General features: G+C 63.5%; 17 protein-coding genes, 2 tRNA genes and 3 pseudogenes. 14 read left to right on the top strand and 8 right to left on the bottom strand.

Translation table 11 applies throughout. The annotated features are described in order from the left end of the window. Nucleotides 1-2: 2 nt before the first annotated feature. From rsmG to rpmH, 6 genes are all read right to left on the bottom strand, one after another. Nucleotides 3-641 carry a 16S rRNA (guanine(527)-N(7))-methyltransferase RsmG gene (gene rsmG, locus RGU41_RS16430; protein WP_241975188.1) on the bottom strand — a complete coding sequence of 213 codons (639 nt, stop codon included), beginning with the start codon at nt 639-641 and terminating at the stop codon, nt 3-5. A 6-nt stretch (nt 642-647) separates the two neighbouring features. Continuing rightward, on the bottom strand, nt 648-1,166 hold the full coding sequence (locus RGU41_RS16435) for a protein jag (protein ID WP_134558121.1): 519 nt from the start codon (nt 1,164-1,166) through the stop codon (nt 648-650). A gap of 75 nt (nt 1,167-1,241) precedes the next feature. Beyond that, entirely contained in the window at nt 1,242-2,219 is a 978-nt protein-coding gene (gene yidC, locus RGU41_RS16440) for a membrane protein insertase YidC (protein ID WP_322136866.1), read from the bottom strand. Nucleotides 2,220-2,227: 8 nt separating this feature from the next. Next, nucleotides 2,228-2,539, bottom strand: coding sequence for a membrane protein insertion efficiency factor YidD (yidD, locus tag RGU41_RS16445; RefSeq protein ID WP_134448656.1), 312 nt, complete (start codon nt 2,537-2,539; stop codon nt 2,228-2,230). A 22-nt stretch (nt 2,540-2,561) separates the two neighbouring features. Beyond that, on the bottom strand, nt 2,562-2,777 hold the full coding sequence (locus tag RGU41_RS16450; RefSeq protein ID WP_322136867.1) for a ribonuclease P protein component: 216 nt from the start codon (nt 2,775-2,777) through the stop codon (nt 2,562-2,564). Nucleotides 2,778-2,964: 187 nt separating this feature from the next. Further along, entirely contained in the window at nt 2,965-3,102 is a 138-nt protein-coding gene (gene rpmH / locus RGU41_RS16455) for a 50S ribosomal protein L34 (protein WP_010204566.1), read from the bottom strand. 457 nt (nt 3,103-3,559) lie between these two features. Here rpmH and dnaA point away from each other — a divergent pair, with 457 nt between their 5' ends. The 9 genes and pseudogenes from dnaA (at nt 3,560) to RGU41_RS16500 (ending at nt 13,611) form a co-directional block, all read left to right on the top strand. Next, nucleotides 3,560-4,981 carry a chromosomal replication initiator protein DnaA gene (gene dnaA / locus RGU41_RS16460; protein WP_134448558.1) on the top strand — a complete coding sequence of 474 codons (1,422 nt, stop codon included), beginning with the start codon at nt 3,560-3,562 and terminating at the stop codon, nt 4,979-4,981. A 372-nt stretch (nt 4,982-5,353) separates the two neighbouring features. After that, nucleotides 5,354-6,502, top strand: a complete 1,149-nt coding sequence (gene dnaN / locus RGU41_RS16465) for a DNA polymerase III subunit beta (protein WP_134448560.1) — start codon at nt 5,354-5,356, stop codon at nt 6,500-6,502. 8 nt (nt 6,503-6,510) lie between these two features. Further along, on the top strand, nt 6,511-7,692 hold the full coding sequence (gene recF, locus RGU41_RS16470) for a DNA replication/repair protein RecF (protein ID WP_134448562.1): 1,182 nt from the start codon (nt 6,511-6,513) through the stop codon (nt 7,690-7,692). Beyond that, complete coding sequence (locus tag RGU41_RS16475; protein WP_134558118.1) at nt 7,685-8,173, top strand: DUF721 domain-containing protein; 489 nt, start codon at nt 7,685-7,687, stop codon at nt 8,171-8,173. Before recF ends, RGU41_RS16475 begins: the two co-directional genes overlap by 8 nt. 122 nt (nt 8,174-8,295) lie before the next feature. Continuing rightward, a pseudogene (gene gyrB / locus RGU41_RS16480) lies at nt 8,296-10,271 on the top strand (DNA topoisomerase (ATP-hydrolyzing) subunit B). A gap of 82 nt (nt 10,272-10,353) precedes the next feature. Further along, a pseudogene (gene gyrA / locus RGU41_RS16485) lies at nt 10,354-12,845 on the top strand (DNA gyrase subunit A). Beyond that, a pseudogene (locus RGU41_RS16490) lies at nt 12,838-13,249 on the top strand (DUF3566 domain-containing protein). Before gyrA ends, RGU41_RS16490 begins: the two co-directional pseudogenes overlap by 8 nt. Before the next feature lie 141 nt (nt 13,250-13,390). After that, nucleotides 13,391-13,465 (top strand) — tRNA-Ser (locus RGU41_RS16495). 73 nt (nt 13,466-13,538) lie between these two features. Continuing rightward, nucleotides 13,539-13,611, top strand: a tRNA-Ala gene (locus tag RGU41_RS16500). An 88-nt stretch (nt 13,612-13,699) separates the two neighbouring features. Here the strand turns inward: RGU41_RS16500 and RGU41_RS16505 are convergent. Continuing rightward, on the bottom strand, nt 13,700-14,227 hold the full coding sequence (locus tag RGU41_RS16505; RefSeq protein WP_134448570.1) for a hypothetical protein: 528 nt from the start codon (nt 14,225-14,227) through the stop codon (nt 13,700-13,702). Nucleotides 14,228-14,349: 122 nt separating this feature from the next. Here RGU41_RS16505 and RGU41_RS16510 point away from each other — a divergent pair, with 122 nt between their 5' ends. Then, the gene (locus RGU41_RS16510; RefSeq protein WP_134448572.1) at nt 14,350-14,889 is read left to right on the top strand and encodes a peptidylprolyl isomerase; all 540 of its coding nucleotides are present in this window, start codon (nt 14,350-14,352) and stop codon (nt 14,887-14,889) included. An 11-nt stretch (nt 14,890-14,900) separates the two neighbouring features. Continuing rightward, nucleotides 14,901-15,740: a rhomboid family intramembrane serine protease gene (locus RGU41_RS16515; RefSeq protein WP_134448574.1), complete on the top strand. Its 840-nt coding sequence runs from the start codon at nt 14,901-14,903 to the stop codon at nt 15,738-15,740. 78 nt (nt 15,741-15,818) lie between these two features. On the opposite strand, the gene RGU41_RS16520 is transcribed toward RGU41_RS16515, so the two are convergent. Further along, nucleotides 15,819-16,064, bottom strand: coding sequence for a cell division protein CrgA (locus RGU41_RS16520; RefSeq protein ID WP_134448576.1), 246 nt, complete (start codon nt 16,062-16,064; stop codon nt 15,819-15,821). Between the two features lie 80 nt (nt 16,065-16,144). On the opposite strand from RGU41_RS16520, the gene RGU41_RS16525 reads away from it, so the two are divergent. From RGU41_RS16525 to RGU41_RS16535, 3 genes are read left to right on the top strand one after another with little or no spacing between them, the layout of a single operon-like run. Then, nucleotides 16,145-16,978, top strand: coding sequence for a class E sortase (locus RGU41_RS16525; protein ID WP_241985065.1), 834 nt, complete (start codon nt 16,145-16,147; stop codon nt 16,976-16,978). A gap of 9 nt (nt 16,979-16,987) precedes the next feature. Continuing rightward, nucleotides 16,988-17,149 carry a hypothetical protein gene (locus tag RGU41_RS16530; RefSeq protein ID WP_166787341.1) on the top strand — a complete coding sequence of 54 codons (162 nt, stop codon included), beginning with the start codon at nt 16,988-16,990 and terminating at the stop codon, nt 17,147-17,149. Next, a complete protein-coding gene (locus RGU41_RS16535; RefSeq protein WP_322136868.1) occupies nt 17,146-17,784 on the top strand; it encodes an anthranilate synthase component II in 639 nt (212 codons plus the stop codon). Before RGU41_RS16530 ends, RGU41_RS16535 begins: the two co-directional genes overlap by 4 nt. The last annotated feature ends 2 nt before the right edge of the window (nt 17,785-17,786 follow it).

The raw sequence follows: 17,786 nt of genomic DNA on the forward strand, positions 1-17,786 counted from the left end.
GACTAATCAACTGTAGCCCTTATGACTCGCGTCACGTCCTGCAGCACGCCCTCACCGAGGGTGATCACCTCGACATTGCTGAGGTGGAAGCGACGAATCTCCTTCGCAGCCGCCGAAATTTCGCCCTGCGCACCAGCGCCCTTCATGAGCACGAGCTCGCCCCCTGCCCTGAGGAGCGGCGCCGTCAGGGGAATCAGTGTTCGGAAAGCGCTTACTGCGCGCGCGGTGACCTGGTCGAGCGGATGCGGAAGGTGCAGGTCCTCAGCACGGGCGCGCGTCACGGTCGTGTTGGTCAAACCGAGCTCCGCAACCTGCTCGGTCAGCCAAGCCACCCGGCGCTCCATCGGTTCGATCAGCACGAAGTCGACGTCGGGCCGAATGATCGCGAGCACGAGTCCGGGCAGTCCGGCGCCGGACCCGACGTCGCCGACCAGTCCGGGCCGGAGCAGCGGGGCCATGATCGCACAGTTCAGGATGTGCCGGCTCCAGAGCCGGGGCAACTCGAGCGGGCCGATCAGGCCGCGCTCCTCGCCCTGCGTCGCGAGGTTGGCCGCGAAGGCCCGTGCGACGTCGATGCGGTCCCCGAAGAGCCCGGCCGTGACGACCGGTTCGATCTCGAGCGTGTCGTTCACGGGTTCCACGTGAAACTACGCCGCGGTGATGACCGTGTGACGGTCGCGGCCTTCGCCCGTCGACTCCGACACGTAACCGTGCTCGGAGACGAGGTCGTGCACGAGCTTGCGCTCATAGGACGACATCGGCGGCAGGGAGGCTTCCGTCGCGCCTGCGGCGATGCGCTCGATCGCCCGGGTCACGAGGACGCCGAGCTCCGCCTGGCGGGCCTCACGGGAGCCGCCGATGTCGAGGATCAACCGGGAGAACGACCCGGTCTTGTTCTGCACCGCGAGGCGGGTCAGTTCCTGCAGGGCGTTCACGGTGTCCGGGCGGGAGAGCAGGCGCAGGCTTCCGGCATCCGTCGAATTGACCGACACGTAGGCGCGGCCGTTGCGGGCATCGATGTCGATGTCCCCGTCGAGGTCGCAGATGTCGAGGAATTCCTCGATGTAGTCCGCGGCGACGTCGCCCTCCTTCTCGAGCTGATCGAGGGTGGGGGAGTCGTCTTCCGCGGGGGAATCCGCGGCGATCACGTCGGTGTTCTCAGTCACGATGTCCGTCTCTTCTGTGTTCTGCTCAGTCGTTCTGTTCAGGCCCTTCGGCCTGTTCAGTCGCTTCGGACCAGTCTATTTCTTCGGGCCGGTCTGCTTCTTGGCGCGGGACTTGCCGACGGGCTGCTGACGCTGCGGCTGCAGCTTCTTCGGCTCTTCGACCACGATGATGTCGCCATCCTTCGCGATGAGCTTTCCCTTGCGCGCGAGACGCTCCTCGCGGGCCTTGGCCGCTTCACTGCCCGGTGTCGGCATGTTGCGGATGACCAGGAACTGCTGGGCCATGGTCCAGATGTTCGAGGTCAGCCAGTAGAACATGACGCCGAGCGGGAAGGCGATACCGGAGAAGGCGAAGACGAGCGGGAGTAAATACAACATCATGCGCTGCTGCTTGAACATCGGGCTCGCCTTGGTTTCCGGCGACATGTTCTTGGAGACGATCTGCAGCTGCGTGATGAACTGCGAAGCAGTCATCAGGACGACCATGGTCGCCGCGATGAGCATCACGGCGAGGTTGTACGGGCTGCCGGCCACGAGCAGCGCCCACTGCGTGGAGAACGATTCGTGCAGCGGTGCAACCCCGAACAAGGTCGCACTCCCGAAGCTCTCCGCAAGCTGGGAGTTGAGCGGACCGACGCCGGCCTTGGCGTGCTGCGCGTCGTTGAGGACGGAGAAGAGCGCGAAGAAGATCGGCATCTGCAGCAGGAGGGGAAGGCACGAGCTCAGCGGGTTCGTGCCCGTGCGCTTGTACAGTTCCATGGTCTCGCGGGACATTGCCTCGCGGGAGAACTGGTCCTTCTTACCCTTGTACTTGTCCTGGATCTTCTTGAGCTGGGGAGCGACCTCGAGCATCTTGCGCTGGCTGCGAATCTGCCGTACAAAGATGGGGATGAGCGCGGCGCGCACGACGAGCACGAGTCCCACGATCGCGAGCACCCAGGTGATGCCATCGTTGTAGCCGAGGCCAACGGTCGTGAACAACCAGTGGAAGGCGACGAGCAGGAGCTCGACAGCCCATTTCAAAGGCCAGAGAATCGTACCTAGGAGGTCCATACTTTGGGTCAGCCCTTTCCGTGGCTCACTGGGACTACAAATCCAAACGACGTCACGGCGTAGCGACGCTTGCGCTTCAGCGGAACGTCATCGACTCCGCCTTCGGCCCACGGATGACACCGGGCCAGCCGGCGTGCAGCCAGACCGGACCCGATTACAAGGCCATGTTCCTGAACGGCGCCGAGTGCGTACGCCGAACAAGAGGGATAGTACCTGCAAACGTCGCCATACAGCGGTGAGATCACCGCGCGGTAGACGCGCAGGAGCACAACCCCCAGATTGCGTGGGAGCAGAAGGACCCACGCCAACACCGTCTTCACGAGGTCGACCATCGCGGGCTACTCATCGGGAGGGCAGTCGTTCCGGCCGGCGATGGCCGGATCCGGTCGTGCCCGCCGCAATTCGGCGCTGGAAACTCAGGAGGGCCTGGCTGACTTCGGCCTGCAAAACCGGCCACTCCACTTCGTGCGCCGCAGGAAGTGCGCGAATGACGACATCCGTGCCCGGGTTCACCGTAGGGAGCAGACCGAAGCACGCCGCCTTCAGGCGACGTCGCATTCGGTTGCGCCGGACGGCGTTCCCCACGTTTTTGGCGACGATGAAACCAAACCGAGGGGTAAGCCCTCGGAATTGTCACGCAGGTACGTCACGAAGTGCGGACCAACAACACGCACGCCACGGCGAACGACCATCTTGTAGTCGTTGCCGCTCGTGATGCGATTGGTCCCCGCGAGCACGTGAGTGCTTAGGCGGAAAGCTCGGTGCGACCCTTGCGACGGCGGGCACCGAGGATCGCGCGGCCGGCACGGGTACGCATGCGAAGACGGAAGCCGTGCACCTTGGCGCGACGACGGTTGTTCGGCTGGAAAGTTCTCTTGCTCATTGTGTGGTCTCCACGTATTGAATCTCCGCAGGCCAAAAAATGTAGAACGGCCGGGAAAGAGTGAGGTAGCCCGCGGGCTGGGGTCAACTGATTAAAACTACGGCCTCAATCGGTGCTGGTCAAACCCGACGGCGGTAAACGGCAGATTCTGCAGATGTTTTCTCGGTTTCCGGTCAACGACACGTACCGAATCCACAACAGAGTTGGCCGCCGCGGCAGACATTGACTACCGTGAGGACAAGTTATCCACAGGCAGCCCGCAATGCCTGTAAAACACAGCCCGAATTGCGCACAGGCGGTGGATAACCTTGTGGATGCTTTTGCTGAGGCCGTCGATTCGGCCCACACTGGTGTCGACTCTTCCGGCAGTTCCGGGTGCATTCAAGAAATCATCGACAGTACCGACACGCAGTTTCAACACACAGCGTTTCACCAGACAGTATCGACAGAGGGAACAATGGCAGCCGAAGAACAACCGATCGCGGACACCTGGCGGGCAGTGCTCACCAGCCTCGAATCGGATGACACCATCACCCCGATGCTCTACGGCTTCCTGAACCTGGTCGAACCCAAGGGCATCGCGGCCGGCACGTTCTATCTCGAAGTACCGAACGAGTTCACCGCGAGCATGCTGAACCAGCGGATGCGGGTGCCGCTGCTCGCCGCGATGGGTCAACTGTCCGAGGCGAGCGCGGTCTCGACCTTCTACGTCGTCGTCAATCCCGAACTCGAGCAGGAGTCGCTCCGTCCGGTCCAGGAGTCCGCACTGCCCAGGGACGTCGAGACACCCGCGACGCCCCAATCGGTTTTCGAGAGCGCGCCGCCCGTCGAGAGCCCGCACGACACCCGGCTCAATTCCAAGTACAGCTTCGACAACTTCGTGATCGGGCAGTCGAACCGGTTCGCGCACGCCGCCGCGGTCGCCGTTGCCGAGGCACCGGCCAAGGCGTACAACCCCCTCTTCGTCTACGGCTCCTCCGGATTGGGCAAGACCCACCTGCTCCACGCCATCGGCCACTACGCCATGAGCCTCTATCCCGGCATCCGAGTGCGTTATGTCAGTTCAGAAGAGTTCACCAACGACTTCATCAACTCGATCGCCAACAACCGCGGCTCGGCATTCCAGTCCCGGTATCGCAATATCGACATCCTGATGATCGACGACATCCAGTTCCTGCAGGGCAAGGCGGAGACCCAAGAGGCGTTCTTCCACACCTTCAACACCCTGCACGACCACAACAAGCAGGTCGTCATCACGAGCGACCTGCCGCCGAAGGCCCTGACCGGTTTCGAAGACCGCATGAGGTCCCGTTTCGAGTGGGGCCTCATCACGGATGTCCAGGCCCCCGACCTCGAGACCCGCATCGCCATCCTGCGCAAGAAGGCCCAGAGCGAGAAGCTCCAGGTTCCCCACGACATCCTCGAATTCATGGCGTCCAAGGTCTCATCCAACATCCGCGAGCTCGAGGGAACCCTGATCAGGGTCACGGCCTTCGCGAGCCTCAACCGAACGCCCGTCGACATGGACCTCGTGCAGACGGTGCTCAAGGACCTGATCACCCTCGACGAAGACAACGTCATCGCGCCGGTCGACATCATCACCAACACGGCGGACTACTTCAAGCTCACCGTCGAGGACCTCTATGGCTCCTCACGCTCCCAAGCCGTTGCCACGGCTCGCCAGATCGCGATGTACCTCTGCCGCGAGCTCACCAATCTCTCCCTCCCGAAGATCGGCCAGCTGTTCGGCAACCGGGACCATACGACGGTGATGTACGCGAACAAGAAGATCAGCGAACTCATGAAGGAACGCCGCTCGATCTACAACCAGGTCACGGAGCTCACCAACCGCATCAAACAGGACCACCGCTACAAATAAGCCGCAGAATCCCTCAGTTTTCACAGTTGTGGATAACCCTGTGGAAACTCGTCGAACAACTTGTCTGAATTTGTGGAAACTACCGTCCAGCTTGTGCAAACTCCGCTGGTGGCAAGGCTCGCCCTGAACCGGGGGCCGATTAACGCTCACAGGCTGCCCACAAGTTACATGTTTGTAGTTCCCAGTGAATGAGCCGCATCCACAGAGTTATCCACAGTTTCCACAACGGTTAAGAAGATTAACAAAAACTTAAACTTCTCTCTGGCCGACAACCTTTCCTCCGACACCGGAGGAAACCGAGCGACGCCGGGGCCGTTGTGAGAACGACTACCATTGAGGCCAAACAGGTCTCCGACCGACAGGAGTGACTTCGTGAGATTTCAGGCCAACCGGGACGTTTTCAGCGAAGCCGTTTCTTTTGCTGTCAAACTCCTTCCCCAGCGCACCACGCTGCCCATTTTGAGCGGTGTGCTGATCGAAGCAACAGCGACCGGCTTGATCCTCTCGTCATTCGACTATGAGGTGTCCGCGCAAACCGAAATCGCCGCCGAGGTCGAAGAGACCGGACGGGTTCTCGTGTCCGGTCGCCTCCTCGCCGAGATCGCCAGCCGGATGCCGAACGCCCCCGTCACATTCGTGACCAAGGACTCCCGCATCACGGTCAGCTGTGGAACCGCGAGCTTCACGCTCCTGTCCATGCCTGTCGAGGAATATCCAAGCATCCCGGTCGTCAGCGGCCAGGCCGGCCTGGTTCCCGCCGAAGATTTCGCCGCTGCCGTCGCCCAGGTCGCCGTCGCCGCATCGCGTGACGACGTCACGCCGGTCATCACGGGTGTCCAGCTGCAGATTTCCGAAAACAGCCTGAGCCTCGTCGCGACAGACCGCTACCGTGTCGCCGTGCGAGAAATCGACTGGGACCCCGGAACGATGGTCGCGACAGACACCATCACCGCGCTCGTACCCGCACGTACCCTGCAGGAAGTCGGCAAGACCTTCGGACACAGCGGCACGATCTCCGTCGCGATCACCAACACCGACGATCGCGAACTGATCGCATTCACCGCCGACAAGAAGACCGTCACAAGCCTGTTGATCAAGGGCAACTACCCGCCGGTTCGCCGGCTGTTCCCCGACCAGGTCGACAACTACGCCGTGATGAATACCGCGGAACTGATCGAGGCCACCCGCCGTGTCGCTCTCGTGCTCGAACGCGAGGCTGCGCTGCGTTTCTCCTTCACGACCGAGGGACTCACGCTCGAAGCGGTCGGTTCCGAACAGGCACAGGCCAAGGAATCCGTCGATGCGATCCTGTCCGGCGTCGAAACCGTTGTTTCCCTCAAGCCGCAATTCCTGCTGGACGGCCTCACGGCCGTGCACTCGGAATTCGTGCGGATCTCCTTCACGAAGACGGAAAACCCGAACAAGCCGGGCCCTGTCCTGATCACGAGCCAGAGTTCGCGCGACCAGCCGGGAGCTGACAGCTACAAGTACCTGCTCCAGCCGAACCTGCTGTTGCGCTAAGAACTCCGGTGCGGGTAACTCACCTGTCCCTGACCGACTTCCGCAACTATGCGCAGGTCGAGGTTCCGTTCCAGCCGGGACCGAACCTCATCGTCGGGAGCAACGGCCAGGGGAAGACCAACCTGGTCGAGGCCCTCGGCTTCCTGAGCACACTGGGTTCGCACCGGGTGTCGACGACGGCCGCGATGATCAGGTCCGGCGAGGAATCCGCGATCATCCGGGCCAAACTCGAGTACAACGGCCGGGACCTCCTCGCCGAAGTGCAGATCAACCGCTCGGGACTGAACCGGGCGCAGATCAACCGTTCGGTGATCAAGACGAGGGAACTGCCGCGGTATTTCTCGAGCGTCCTGTTCGCTCCGGAAGACCTCGCGCTCGTCCGCGGCGACCCGTCTGGACGACGCCGTTTTCTCGACCAGCTGCTCGTCCTCCGGTCTCCGCGTCTCACCGGTGTGCTCGCCGACTACGACAGGGTGCTCCGGCAGCGCAATTCCCTGTTGAAATCGGCGAGGGCGTCCGGATTGCGCACAACCCAGCTCGGAACCCTCGAAGTGTGGGACGACCGTCTCGTGGAATTCGGTTCGGAGATCATCGACGAGCGGGCGAAGCTCGTCGAAGAGCTCGGCACACCCCTCCGCACTGCATATGAGGCCGTCGTCGGCGCCGATCACGGGCCGGCCCTGCTCGGCGCACTCAGTATCCTCGGACTGGATGACACCCTCGGCAGCGAGGAGGACACTCCCTCCGGAGCATCGGTCGGCACGAATGATGCCGGAGCGAAGGAGGCAGGGGCGACCGCCGACCTGTTCCGTGCATCCCTGGCCGGTGTGCGCAGGAAGGAACTCGACCGCGGGATGACCCTCGTCGGACCGCATCGCGACGATGTGGTGTTCATGCTCAATGCCCTGCCGGCGCGTGGGTATGCGAGCCATGGCGAATCCTGGTCGTTCGCCCTCGCGCTCAAGCTCGCAGCCGCCGAACTCCTGCGCAGGGACTCCTCGAGTGGGGATCCTGTCCTCATCCTCGACGACGTCTTCGCCGAACTCGACCAATCGCGCCGCAGCCGCCTCGCAGCCGCGGTCCTGGGATTCGACCAGGTGCTCATCACGGCAGCCGTGTTCGAGGATGTCCCCAAGCAACTGGCCGCGCACACGATTCACATCCACGCCGGGGAGGTCATCGATGGCTGAGCAGAGCGAGGCAGCACGGGTCTACCTGCGCTTCAAGGACGTGTTCGGCGACCCGAACGCGAAGCGTGTCAGGGCGAGGCGCCGGGTGCGGGACGACACCGGCTCGAGTGTCCCGTTCGGCATCGGCCGCGATCCGCGTGGCCTCGGGGACACAATCGACTCCCTGACCCTGCAACTGGGCTGGAACTCACCCCTCGCGCAGTCGGAACTGCTCGCATCCTGGATCGAACTCGCCGGTGAGGAAACCTCGAAACACTCCACTCCCGCCGGCATCGACGAGGGCGTCCTGACCGTGCACTGCGAGTCGACGGCGTGGGCGACCCAGCTGCGCATGATGCGTGTCGAAATCATGACGCACATCTCCGTCCGGTATCCGGACGCGGGCATCCTGTCAATCCGTTTTCAGGGACCCAACGCTCCCTCCTGGAAAAAGGGTCCCAGATCAATTCCAGGGCGCGGTCCACGCGATACCTACGGCTAGGGAGCCAAAACAGGTCAACCGACTAGGCAAAACGCGTCAGATCCCCGTTTATGGCCGGGAGACCATGCCCTGTTTGGTAGACTCAAGGGTCGCCCGCGCGACGGTCAGGAGCTCCATAACAGATGTCAGTCGAACCATTGATCGAGCCGGAGCATGGATACGGCGCCGACGATATCCAGGTCCTCGAAGGACTTGAAGCCGTTCGGAAGCGCCCCGGTATGTATATCGGGTCGACCGGCCCCCGAGGTCTGCACCACCTGGTCTACGAGATTGTGGACAATTCGGTGGACGAGGCCCTCGCGGGACACTGCGACACGATCGGCATCGAGATCCTCGCCGACGGAGCCGTGCGCGTCGCCGACAACGGGCGAGGAATCCCCGTCGACATTCACAAGGCGGAGGGCCGTTCGACGGTCGAGGTCGTCCTGACCGTGCTCCACGCCGGTGGAAAGTTCGGCGGCGGCGGTTATTCAGTCTCCGGCGGCCTCCACGGCGTCGGCAGCTCCGTGGTCAACGCGCTGTCCTCCCGGCTCGACGTCGCGGTTCGTCGCCAGGGCCACGTGTGGCGGCAGAGTTTCCACGACGGTGTCCCCTTCGCCCCGCTGAGCCAGGACGAAGCCTCGGACGAGACCGGAACGACGATCACGTTCTGGCCGAGCGCCGAGACCTTCGAGACCACGGACTTCGACTTCGAAACCCTGCGGGCCCGTTTCCAGCAGATGGCGTTCCTTAATAAGGGGCTCACCATCACGCTCACCGACGAACGACCGGAGCACCTCGACGCAGAGGGCGCACCGATACACAAGACCTTCATGTACGAGAAGGGACTCGTCGACTATGTCGAGTATCTCAACCGTGCCAAGAAGGCTGAACTCGTCAACGAAGAGATCATCTCCTTCGAGTTCGAAGACCACGAACGCAAGATGGCGCTCGAAGTGGCCATGCAGTGGACCACCGCGTATACGGAGAGCGTCCACACCTACGCGAACACGATCAATACCCATGAGGGCGGCACCCACGAAGAGGGTTTCCGCGCAGCGCTCACGACCCTCGTCAACAAGTACGCGAGGGAAAAGGGCATCCTCAAGGAAAAGGACGACAACCTCACCGGCGACGATGTGCGTGAAGGCCTGACCGCCGTCGTGTCGATCAAACTCGCCGAACCGCAGTTCGAGGGCCAGACCAAGACGAAGCTCGGCAACACAGAGGCGAAGTCCTTCGTGCAGAAGGTCGCCAACGACCAGCTCTCCGACTGGTTCAACCGCAACCCGATCTCGGCCAAGGAGATCATCCGCAAGGCCCTCCAGGCCTCGAACGCCCGGATGGCGGCCCGCAAGGCGCGCGAAACCGCCCGACGCAAGGGCCTCCTCGAGGGCGGCGGCATGCCGGGCAAGCTCAAGGACTGCCAGAGCAAGGACCCGTCGCTCTCCGAGATCTTCATTGTCGAGGGTGACTCGGCCGGCGGCTCCGCCGTCCAGGGCCGGAACCCGGAATACCAGGCGATCCTGCCCCTCCGCGGGAAGATCCTGAACGTGGAGAAGGCCCGGCTCGACCGTGCCCTCGGCAACGCAGAAGTCCAGGCCATGATCACGGCGTTCGGCGCCGGCATGGGCGAGGAATTCAACCCGGACAAGGTGCGCTATCACAAGATCGTCCTGATGGCCGATGCGGATGTCGACGGCCAGCACATCACGACCCTCCTGCTGACCCTGTTGTTCCGGTACATGAGGCCGCTCATCGACCTCGGCTACGTGTACCTCGCGCAGCCGCCGCTGTACCGGCTCAAATGGACGAATGCCCCGCACGAATACGTCTACTCCGACAAGGAGCGCGACGCGCTGCTGCCGACGGCGCTGCTGCGGGCAAGCGGATCCCCAAGGACAACGGCATCCAGCGCTACAAGGGCCTCGGCGAGATGGACTACAAGGAGCTGTGGGAAACCACGATGGCGCCTGAGACCCGCACGCTGCTGCAGGTCACGCTCGACGACGCAGCGGCTGCCGACGAGATTTTCTCCACACTGATGGGCGAGGACGTCGAGTCCCGCCGCAACTTCATCCAGAAGAACGCGAAGGACGTGCGTTTCCTTGACATCTGACGACACCACCAACAACACGACCAACGAAGAGACCGCAGCGGAGGCCGCCGCGAAGGCGGCTCATCTCGAGCAGCACGGCAAGATCGACCAGGTCGACCTGCAGCTCGAGATGCAGCGCTCCTACCTCGACTACGCCATGAGCGTCATCGTCGGGCGTGCGCTTCCCGACGTGCGTGACGGCATGAAGCCCGTGCACCGCCGCGTGATCTACGCCATGTTCGACGGCGGCTACCGCCCGGACAAGGCGTTCAGCAAGTGCGCGCGCGTCGTCGGCGACGTGATGGGTCAGTTCCACCCCCACGGTGACTCCTCCATCTACGACGCCCTCGTCCGGCTGGTGCAGCCCTGGAGCCTGCGGTACCCGCTCGCCCTTGGGCAGGGAAACTTCGGCTCCCCGGAAACGACGGCGCTGCCGCCCCGCGGTACACCGAGACGAAGATGGCCCCGCTCGCCCTCGAAATGGTGCGCGACATCGACGAGGACACCGTCGACTTCCAGGACAACTACGACGGCCGCACGCTCGAACCCACCGTGCTCCCCTCGCGCTTCCCGAACCTTCTCGTCAACGGTTCGGTCGGCATCGCCGTGGGCATGGCGACCAACATCCCGCCGCACAACCTGCGCGAGGTATCCGCCGGCGCCCTCTGGTACCTGCAGAACCCGGACGCGACCCGCGAGGAGCTTCTGGAAGCCCTCATCCAGCGGATCAAGGGACCAGACTTCCCCACCGGCGCCCAGATCCTCGGGATCAAGGGCATCCAGGATGCCTATCGCACCGGTCGCGGGTCCATCACGATGCGGGCCGTCGTCAGCATCGAAGAGCTCCAGGGTCGCACCTGCCTCGTGATCACCGAGCTGCCGTACCAGGTCAACCCGGACAACCTCGCGATCAAGATCGCCGACCTCGTCAAGGACGGCAAGATCGGTGGCATCGCCGACATCCGCGATGAGACCTCCGGCCGCACCGGCCAGCGCCTCGTGATCGTGCTCAAGCGCGACGCGGTCGCGAAGGTCGTCCTGAACAACCTCTACAAGCACACCCCGCTGCAGGAGAACTTCGGCGCGAACATGCTCGCGATCGTCGACGGGGTGCCGCGCACGCTTCCCCTCGATGGTTTCGTCTCCGCCTGGGTCGACCACCAGGTCGACGTCATCGTGCGGCGCACCCAGTTCCGGCTCAACAAGGCCGAAGCGGATGCGCACATCCTGCGCGGGTACCTCAAGGCCCTCGACGCCCTCGACGAGGTGATCGCGCTCATCCGCCGGTCTCCGACCGTCGACGACGCCCGCACCGGCCTGATGGACCTCCTGGACGTGGACAAGCTCCAGGCCGACGCCATCCTGACCATGCAGCTGCGCCGCCTCGCGGCCCTGGAGCGTCAGAAGATCATCGACCAGGCCGCCGAACTCGAGCTGCAGATCGTCGAGTTCCAGTCGATCCTCGCGAGCCCGGAGCGCCAGCGCACGATCATCAGCGACGAACTCACCGAGATCACCACGAAATTCGGCGACGACCGCCGGACCGAGATCATGTTCGGCTTCGACGGCGACATGTCGGTCGAGGACCTCATCCCCGAAGAGGAGATGGTGGTCACCGTCACGCGCGGCGGTTACATCAAGCGCACCCGCAGCGACAACTACCGCAACCAGCACCGCGGCGGCAAGGGCGTCAAGGGTGCCCAGCTACGCGCGGACGACGTCGTGGAGCACTTCTTCGTCACGACCACCCACCATTGGCTGCTGTTCTTCACGAACACCGGCCGGGTCTATCGCGCCAAGGCGTACGAGGCCCAGGAATCCGGTCGCGACGCCAAGGGCCAGCACGTTGCCAACCTGCTCGCACTGCAGCCGGGCGAGGAGATCGCGCAGATCCTCGACATCCGCGACTACGGGGCGGCCCAGTACCTCACGCTCGCCACTCGCGACGGCCTGATCAAGAAGACGGCCCTGAGCGAGTACGACACGAACCGTACCGGCGGAATCATCGCGATCAAGCTGCGCGAGGGCGACGAACTCGTCTCCGCGCTGCTCGTGGAGGAAGACTCGGACCTGCTGCTCGTGTCCAGGAAGGGAATGTCGATCCGGTTCACCGCGAGCGACGAAGCCCTCCGGCCGATGGGCCGCAGCACTTCCGGCGTGATCGGGATGCACTTCCGCGGGGATGACCGGCTGCTCGACGCATCCGTTGTCTCCGACGACGGCTACGTGTTCGTCGTGACGGAGGGCGGATACGCCAAGCGCACCGCGGCCGATCAGTACCGCCTGCAGAACCGTGGCGGACTCGGTATCAAGGTCGCGAAACTCAACGATGATCGCGGGGACCTCGTCGGGTCCCTTATCGTGGATGACGAGGACGAAGTACTCGTGGTCCTTGCCAGTGGCAAGGTGGTACGCTCTGACGTCGCAGAAGTCCCTGCCAAGGGACGGGACACGATGGGCGTCGTCTTCGCTAAGTTTGCGGAAGAAGACCGGATCATCGCCATTGCGAAGAACTCCGAACGTAACCTGATCGTCGAGGAAACTGCGGACGAGCCGGAGAGCGATTCGGGAGAGGAAGAACCGTTAGATGAGTAGTGTTGCTGAGAAACTTGCCAAGAAGTCCGGCCGGAGGCCCACTGTGACAACCAAGCAGGTGCGGCTCAAGCTGGTGTACATCGACTTCTGGTCGGCGGTGAAGCTGTCGTTCCTGATCGCCCTGTGCCTCGGTATCGTGACCATACGTCGCGACCTTCCTGATTTTCACGGTGCTCAACGGCACCGGGATCTTCGGCAAGATCGACGCGCTGTACGCCGATATCGCGGGGTCTTCCTCCGATCTGGCCAGCATCCTGTCCATCGGTAATGTCATGGGCTTCGCTGTCGTCGTGGCGGTGCTGAACACGGTCGTCATCACGGCCCTGGGTGCCGTCTACGCCGTGCTGTACAACCTGAGCGTGAAGATCACCGGCGGACTGCTCGTCGGCTTCACGAACAACTAGCTCGACCTTCTCCACCCGCTCCACCCGCGTCACCCGCTCCACCCGCGTCACCGCCTCCCAATCGGGCAGCATCCGAAACGAATCGGCTGCTCGATTGGGAGAAACCGGAGGTTTCCGGTAGTCTCAAATCTGCCCAATAAGGGGGATATAGCTCAGTTGGTTAGAGCGCTTCACCTGATAATGAAGAGGTCCCAGGTTCAAATCCCGGTATCCCCACGCAGTTACAGTTTTATGCAGTCGCAGTTATAAGAAGTACCGGCCGTTCCGGCCATCACCCCCGTGAATGTACGGGGCCATAGCTCAATTGGTAGAGCGCCTGCTTTGCAAGCAGGAGGTCCGGGGTTCGATTCCCCGTGGCTCCACAATCTGCACGAGAATGAATCCTGCACGAGAATGACAGAAGGCCCGCATCCAGTGGATGCGGGCCTTCTTTGTGTCTCTGTCTGTCTGTTACGACTCGACGGACGATGCGTTCTTGGGCTCGTCGTCGGCGACCCAGAGCTCGTCATCGGCGCGGAACGTCTGCCAGACGGCGTATGCGACTCCTGCGGCGGCGGCCAGGGCGACACCGAGCGCGATGTATGCGCCGGCCCCCGGGCCCTTCTTCTCGATCACAACGGGCTGCTGGAAGTGCAGGCGGCTCAGGGCCGCACGAACGCGGGCATCCCTGGCGACGTCTCCGACGCTCATGACGGTGCCGATAGCAGTGCCGATGCCGGGAAGCACCTTCGTGACGACCTGGCTGCGCACATCCTCTGCGAGATCCTGCGTTGCCTGGATCTTCGGGCGTACCAACTGGTCGTAGCTGTCGCGGACACGGGGAACGACTTCCTCGCGGGTGAGCACCCCCGCCTGGTGTGCGGCATCACGTGCGAGCACGTTTGCCCGATCGAGAACCTCCTGCTGGTGGTTCCACAACTCGTCTGCGCTCTTGCGCAGCTTCGTAAGTTCCTTGCGGCGCTTGCGTGACAGGCTCATCTGGACCCTCCATCGATGTCATGTGGCGAACACCATCCATCTTGCCACGCAATACCGCAAGAGGGCTTCGGATGGCGTGGACGGTCAGGATCCGTCTTCGCGCCTGTGCAAGAATTGACCCCATGTCAAAGCACACCGCCGTCGCAACGCTCAATACATCGCTCGGACCGATCAAGGTCAACCTCTTCGGCAACCACGCGCCGAAGACGGTGAAGAACTTCGTGGGCCTCGCCACCGGCGAGATCGAATGGAAGCACCCCGGCACTGGCAAGGTCTCGAAGACTCCCCTCTATGACGGGACCGTCTTCCACCGCATCATCAAGGACTTCATGATCCAGGCCGGCGACCCGCTCGGTCAGGGCACCGGTGGCCCCGGCTTCCAGTTCGACGACGAGATCAGCCCCGACCTCGACTTCACCCAGCCGTACGTCTTCGCGATGGCCAACGCCGGCATCCAGGGCGGCCGCGGCACCAACGGGTCGCAGTTCTTCATCACTGTCGTCCCGACCACGTGGCTGCAGGGCAAGCACACCATCTTCGGCGCCGTCGAGGACGAAGCCTCCCGTGCCATCGTCGCGAAGCTTGCCACCGTGCCGACCGATGGCCGTGACCGTCCCCTCACCGAGGTCGTCATCGAGTCCGTCACCGTCGAGCAGGTCTAGGCCCACTTCGAATGACTGACCTGCCCGGATCCGCAGCCAATTTCTGCTATCGGCATCCGGGCAGGCAAAGCTTCATCCTCTGTCAGCGCTGCGGCCGCACCATCTGCCCGGAGTGCCAGACACAGGCCGCCGTCGGCGTGATCTGCCCCGAGTGCATGAAGGAGCAGCGGCAGAACGCCCCGCGCACCCGCCCGGCCCTGCTGACCCGCATCTCCTCGAGCCGTGGGCCCGTCGTCACGTACGGCATCATCGGGGTCACCTTCGCCGTGTTCCTGCTGCAGCTCGTCCCGGGATTCGACGTGACGAGCGCATTGCTCTATGCGGGCATCTACTCGTACCCCGGCAGTTTCGAGCCATGGCGGATGCTCACCAGTGTCTTCGTCCACTCGACCGGCTTCATCTTCCACGTGCTTCTCAACATGTACACACTGTGGATATTCGGCCAGATCCTCGAGGGGATGCTCGGCCGCGGTCGATTCCTCGCCCTGTACCTGCTGAGCGGCCTCGCCGGTTCGCTCGGGGTGTTGTTCCTCGCTGGTCCGCTCACACCGGTCGTCGGGGCATCCGGTGCGATCTTCGGCCTGATGGGCGCGTTCCTGGTAATTCAGAGGCGCCTCGGAGGCAACTCGACACAATTGCTGATCCTGGTCGGAATCAACCTCGTGATCGGCTTCCTGCCGAACCTCAATGTTGCCTGGCAGGCGCATGTCGGCGGCCTGATCGGCGGTGCGATCCTCGGCCTGATCTACGTGCAGACTCGGCGCAGCAAGCACCAGTCGCTGCAGAACTGGCTTGTCGCGGCCTTCGCGATCGTGCTCGTCGCCCTGAGTTTCGTCAAGTTCCTGGGCTGAAAGTTATCCACAGGTCTGTCCACAACTGGGGATAATTACACCGGTGTAATTGACCCCCAAAAGGGGGTAACCGAGAGGTTAACGCCAGCGGGTCGTCATCAGGAAGCCGACGAAGGCGATCCCGAATCCAACGAGGATGTTCCAGGAGCCGAGGCCGGCGATCGGCAGGGTGCCCTGGCTCACGTAGAAGACGATGATCCATGCCAGTCCGATGAGCATGAAGCCGAACATGACTGGTTTGAACCAGACGGCGTTCGGGGCGTCCTCGCCAGAGCGAACGACCTCGGTGCGGGCGGGCTTGGTGCGGGGATTCGTTCGTGCCATGCCTGCGATTCTAGCGCCATTGCCCATCAGGCGACCTCTCCAGGGCCTGCCGGCCACCACTGCCGATTAGAATCGGAACCATGTCCGACGCCACCCCGCCCGCTGCGCCAGCGGAGAGTCGCCGCGAGCGGCGCGCTTCCCGGCGCCGCAGGCCGGTGAGTGTGATCGGTGTCATCGGTGAAGTGCTCATCACGGGTGGCGTTCTCGTTTTCCTCTTCATCGCCTGGCAACTGTGGTGGAACGACCTCGTCGTTGCGGGGGAACAGGCGAGTGCGGCCAACCAGATCAGCCAGCAGTGGATCGGCGACGCACAGGCGGCCAGCGCGACGCCAGCGCCGACCGCCACGAACACGCCGACGGCCGTTCCCGTCCAGACGCCGGGCTTCGGGACTCCCGTCGTCAGCGTCGCCCCGGGGGAGGCGCAGCCGTTCGCCGTGCTGTATGTGCCCCGCTATGGCGCCGCGTACTCGCGCACCATCGCTGAGGGCGTCGGCCACAACGTGCTCAACAGTCCACGCCTCGGCATCGGGCATTACCCCGGCACTCAGATGCCCGGCGAGGTCGGGAACTTCGTCGTGGCCGCTCACCGCAGCGCCAATGGCGGCGGCATGCACCTGATCAACGAGTTTCAGCTCGGCGATCCCATTTTCGTGCAGACGGCCGACGGCTACTACACGTACCGGTTCCGTGACCTGGAATACGTGCAACCGACCGACGTGGGCGTGCTCGCCGCAGTCCCGCATGCGCCGGGGGCCACCGCGACCGATCGCATCATCACCCTCACGAGTTGCAATCCGCTCTATTCGACGGCGGAACGCATCATCGCCTACGGCGTCTTCGATTCCTGGCAGCCGATCTCGGCCGGCCCGCCCGCGGAACTCGCCGCCATCATCGCAGCCCAGGCCGCGGGCTAGGAGGCTCATATGTACGCAGCACTGTGGCGGGTCCTCCCCGGCCCGCTCTGGCTCCGCATCCTCCAGGTGCTGGTGCTCATCGCTCTTGTCCTCTTCGTCCTCGCCACGTGGGTTTTCCCGTGGGTGGACACCATCGTCAACAGCCAGGAATCGACGGTCGGCACCCCATGACCCGCATACTCGTGATCGACAACTACGACAGCTTCGTCTACACGCTCAACGGCTACCTGATGGAGCTCGGAGCTGAGACCGAGGTCGTGCGAAACGACGCCTTTCCACCAGAGGACGCCGCAGCGCGCATCGCCGAATTCGACGGTGTGCTGCTCTCGCCGGGGCCGGGGAAGCCTGCGGACGCGGGCGTTTCCATCGCAGTCGTGCTGGCCGCGTTCGAGGCCGGCTCGCCGCTCTTCGGCGTGTGCCTGGGGCACCAGGCGATCGCGGAGGCCTTCGGGGCCACGGTGACGAACGCCGAGGAGCTCATGCACGGCAAGACGAGCCAGGTCACGCACGACGACAGCGCTTTCTACGCGGGCGTTCCGCAGCCCTTCACGGCGACCCGGTACCACTCGCTCGCCGTCGTCGATTCCACCGTTCCGAGCGACCTTGTCGTGACCTCGCGGACGGCTGGCGGGGTGATCATGGGGCTGCGGCACGCATCCGCTCCGATTCTCGGCGTGCAGTTCCACCCGGAATCGGTCCTGACCGAGGGCGGCTACCTCATGCTTGCCAACTGGCTGGCCCTCACCGGCCTGCCAGGGGCCCAGGAGACCGCGCGGGGACTCCACCCCATCCTCAAGCTCTCCTAGGG

Source organism: Cryobacterium sp. 10C3 (assembly GCF_034314285.1).
In the GTDB taxonomy this organism is placed as follows: domain Bacteria; phylum Actinomycetota; class Actinomycetes; order Actinomycetales; family Microbacteriaceae; genus Cryobacterium; species Cryobacterium glucosi.

Excerpts from the sequence above, each read along its gene's own strand:
- yidC (WP_322136866.1), bottom strand. The coding sequence starts at position 2,219 with ATGGACCTCCTAGGTACGATTCTCTGGCCTTTGAAATGGGCTGTCGAG.
- RGU41_RS16450 (WP_322136867.1), bottom strand. The coding sequence starts at position 2,777 with ATGCGACGTCGCCTGAAGGCGGCGTGCTTCGGTCTGCTCCCTACGGTG.
- rpmH (WP_010204566.1), bottom strand. The coding sequence starts at position 3,102 with ATGAGCAAGAGAACTTTCCAGCCGAACAACCGTCGTCGCGCCAAGGTG.
- dnaA (WP_134448558.1), top strand. The coding sequence starts at position 3,560 with ATGGCAGCCGAAGAACAACCGATCGCGGACACCTGGCGGGCAGTGCTC.
- RGU41_RS16475 (WP_134558118.1), top strand. The coding sequence starts at position 7,685 with ATGGCTGAGCAGAGCGAGGCAGCACGGGTCTACCTGCGCTTCAAGGAC.
- RGU41_RS16505 (WP_134448570.1), bottom strand. The coding sequence starts at position 14,227 with ATGAGCCTGTCACGCAAGCGCCGCAAGGAACTTACGAAGCTGCGCAAG.
- RGU41_RS16510 (WP_134448572.1), top strand. The coding sequence starts at position 14,350 with ATGTCAAAGCACACCGCCGTCGCAACGCTCAATACATCGCTCGGACCG.
- RGU41_RS16515 (WP_134448574.1), top strand. The coding sequence starts at position 14,901 with ATGACTGACCTGCCCGGATCCGCAGCCAATTTCTGCTATCGGCATCCG.
- RGU41_RS16520 (WP_134448576.1), bottom strand. The coding sequence starts at position 16,064 with ATGGCACGAACGAATCCCCGCACCAAGCCCGCCCGCACCGAGGTCGTT.
- RGU41_RS16525 (WP_241985065.1), top strand. The coding sequence starts at position 16,145 with ATGTCCGACGCCACCCCGCCCGCTGCGCCAGCGGAGAGTCGCCGCGAG.
- RGU41_RS16530 (WP_166787341.1), top strand. The coding sequence starts at position 16,988 with ATGTACGCAGCACTGTGGCGGGTCCTCCCCGGCCCGCTCTGGCTCCGC.
- RGU41_RS16535 (WP_322136868.1), top strand. The coding sequence starts at position 17,146 with ATGACCCGCATACTCGTGATCGACAACTACGACAGCTTCGTCTACACG.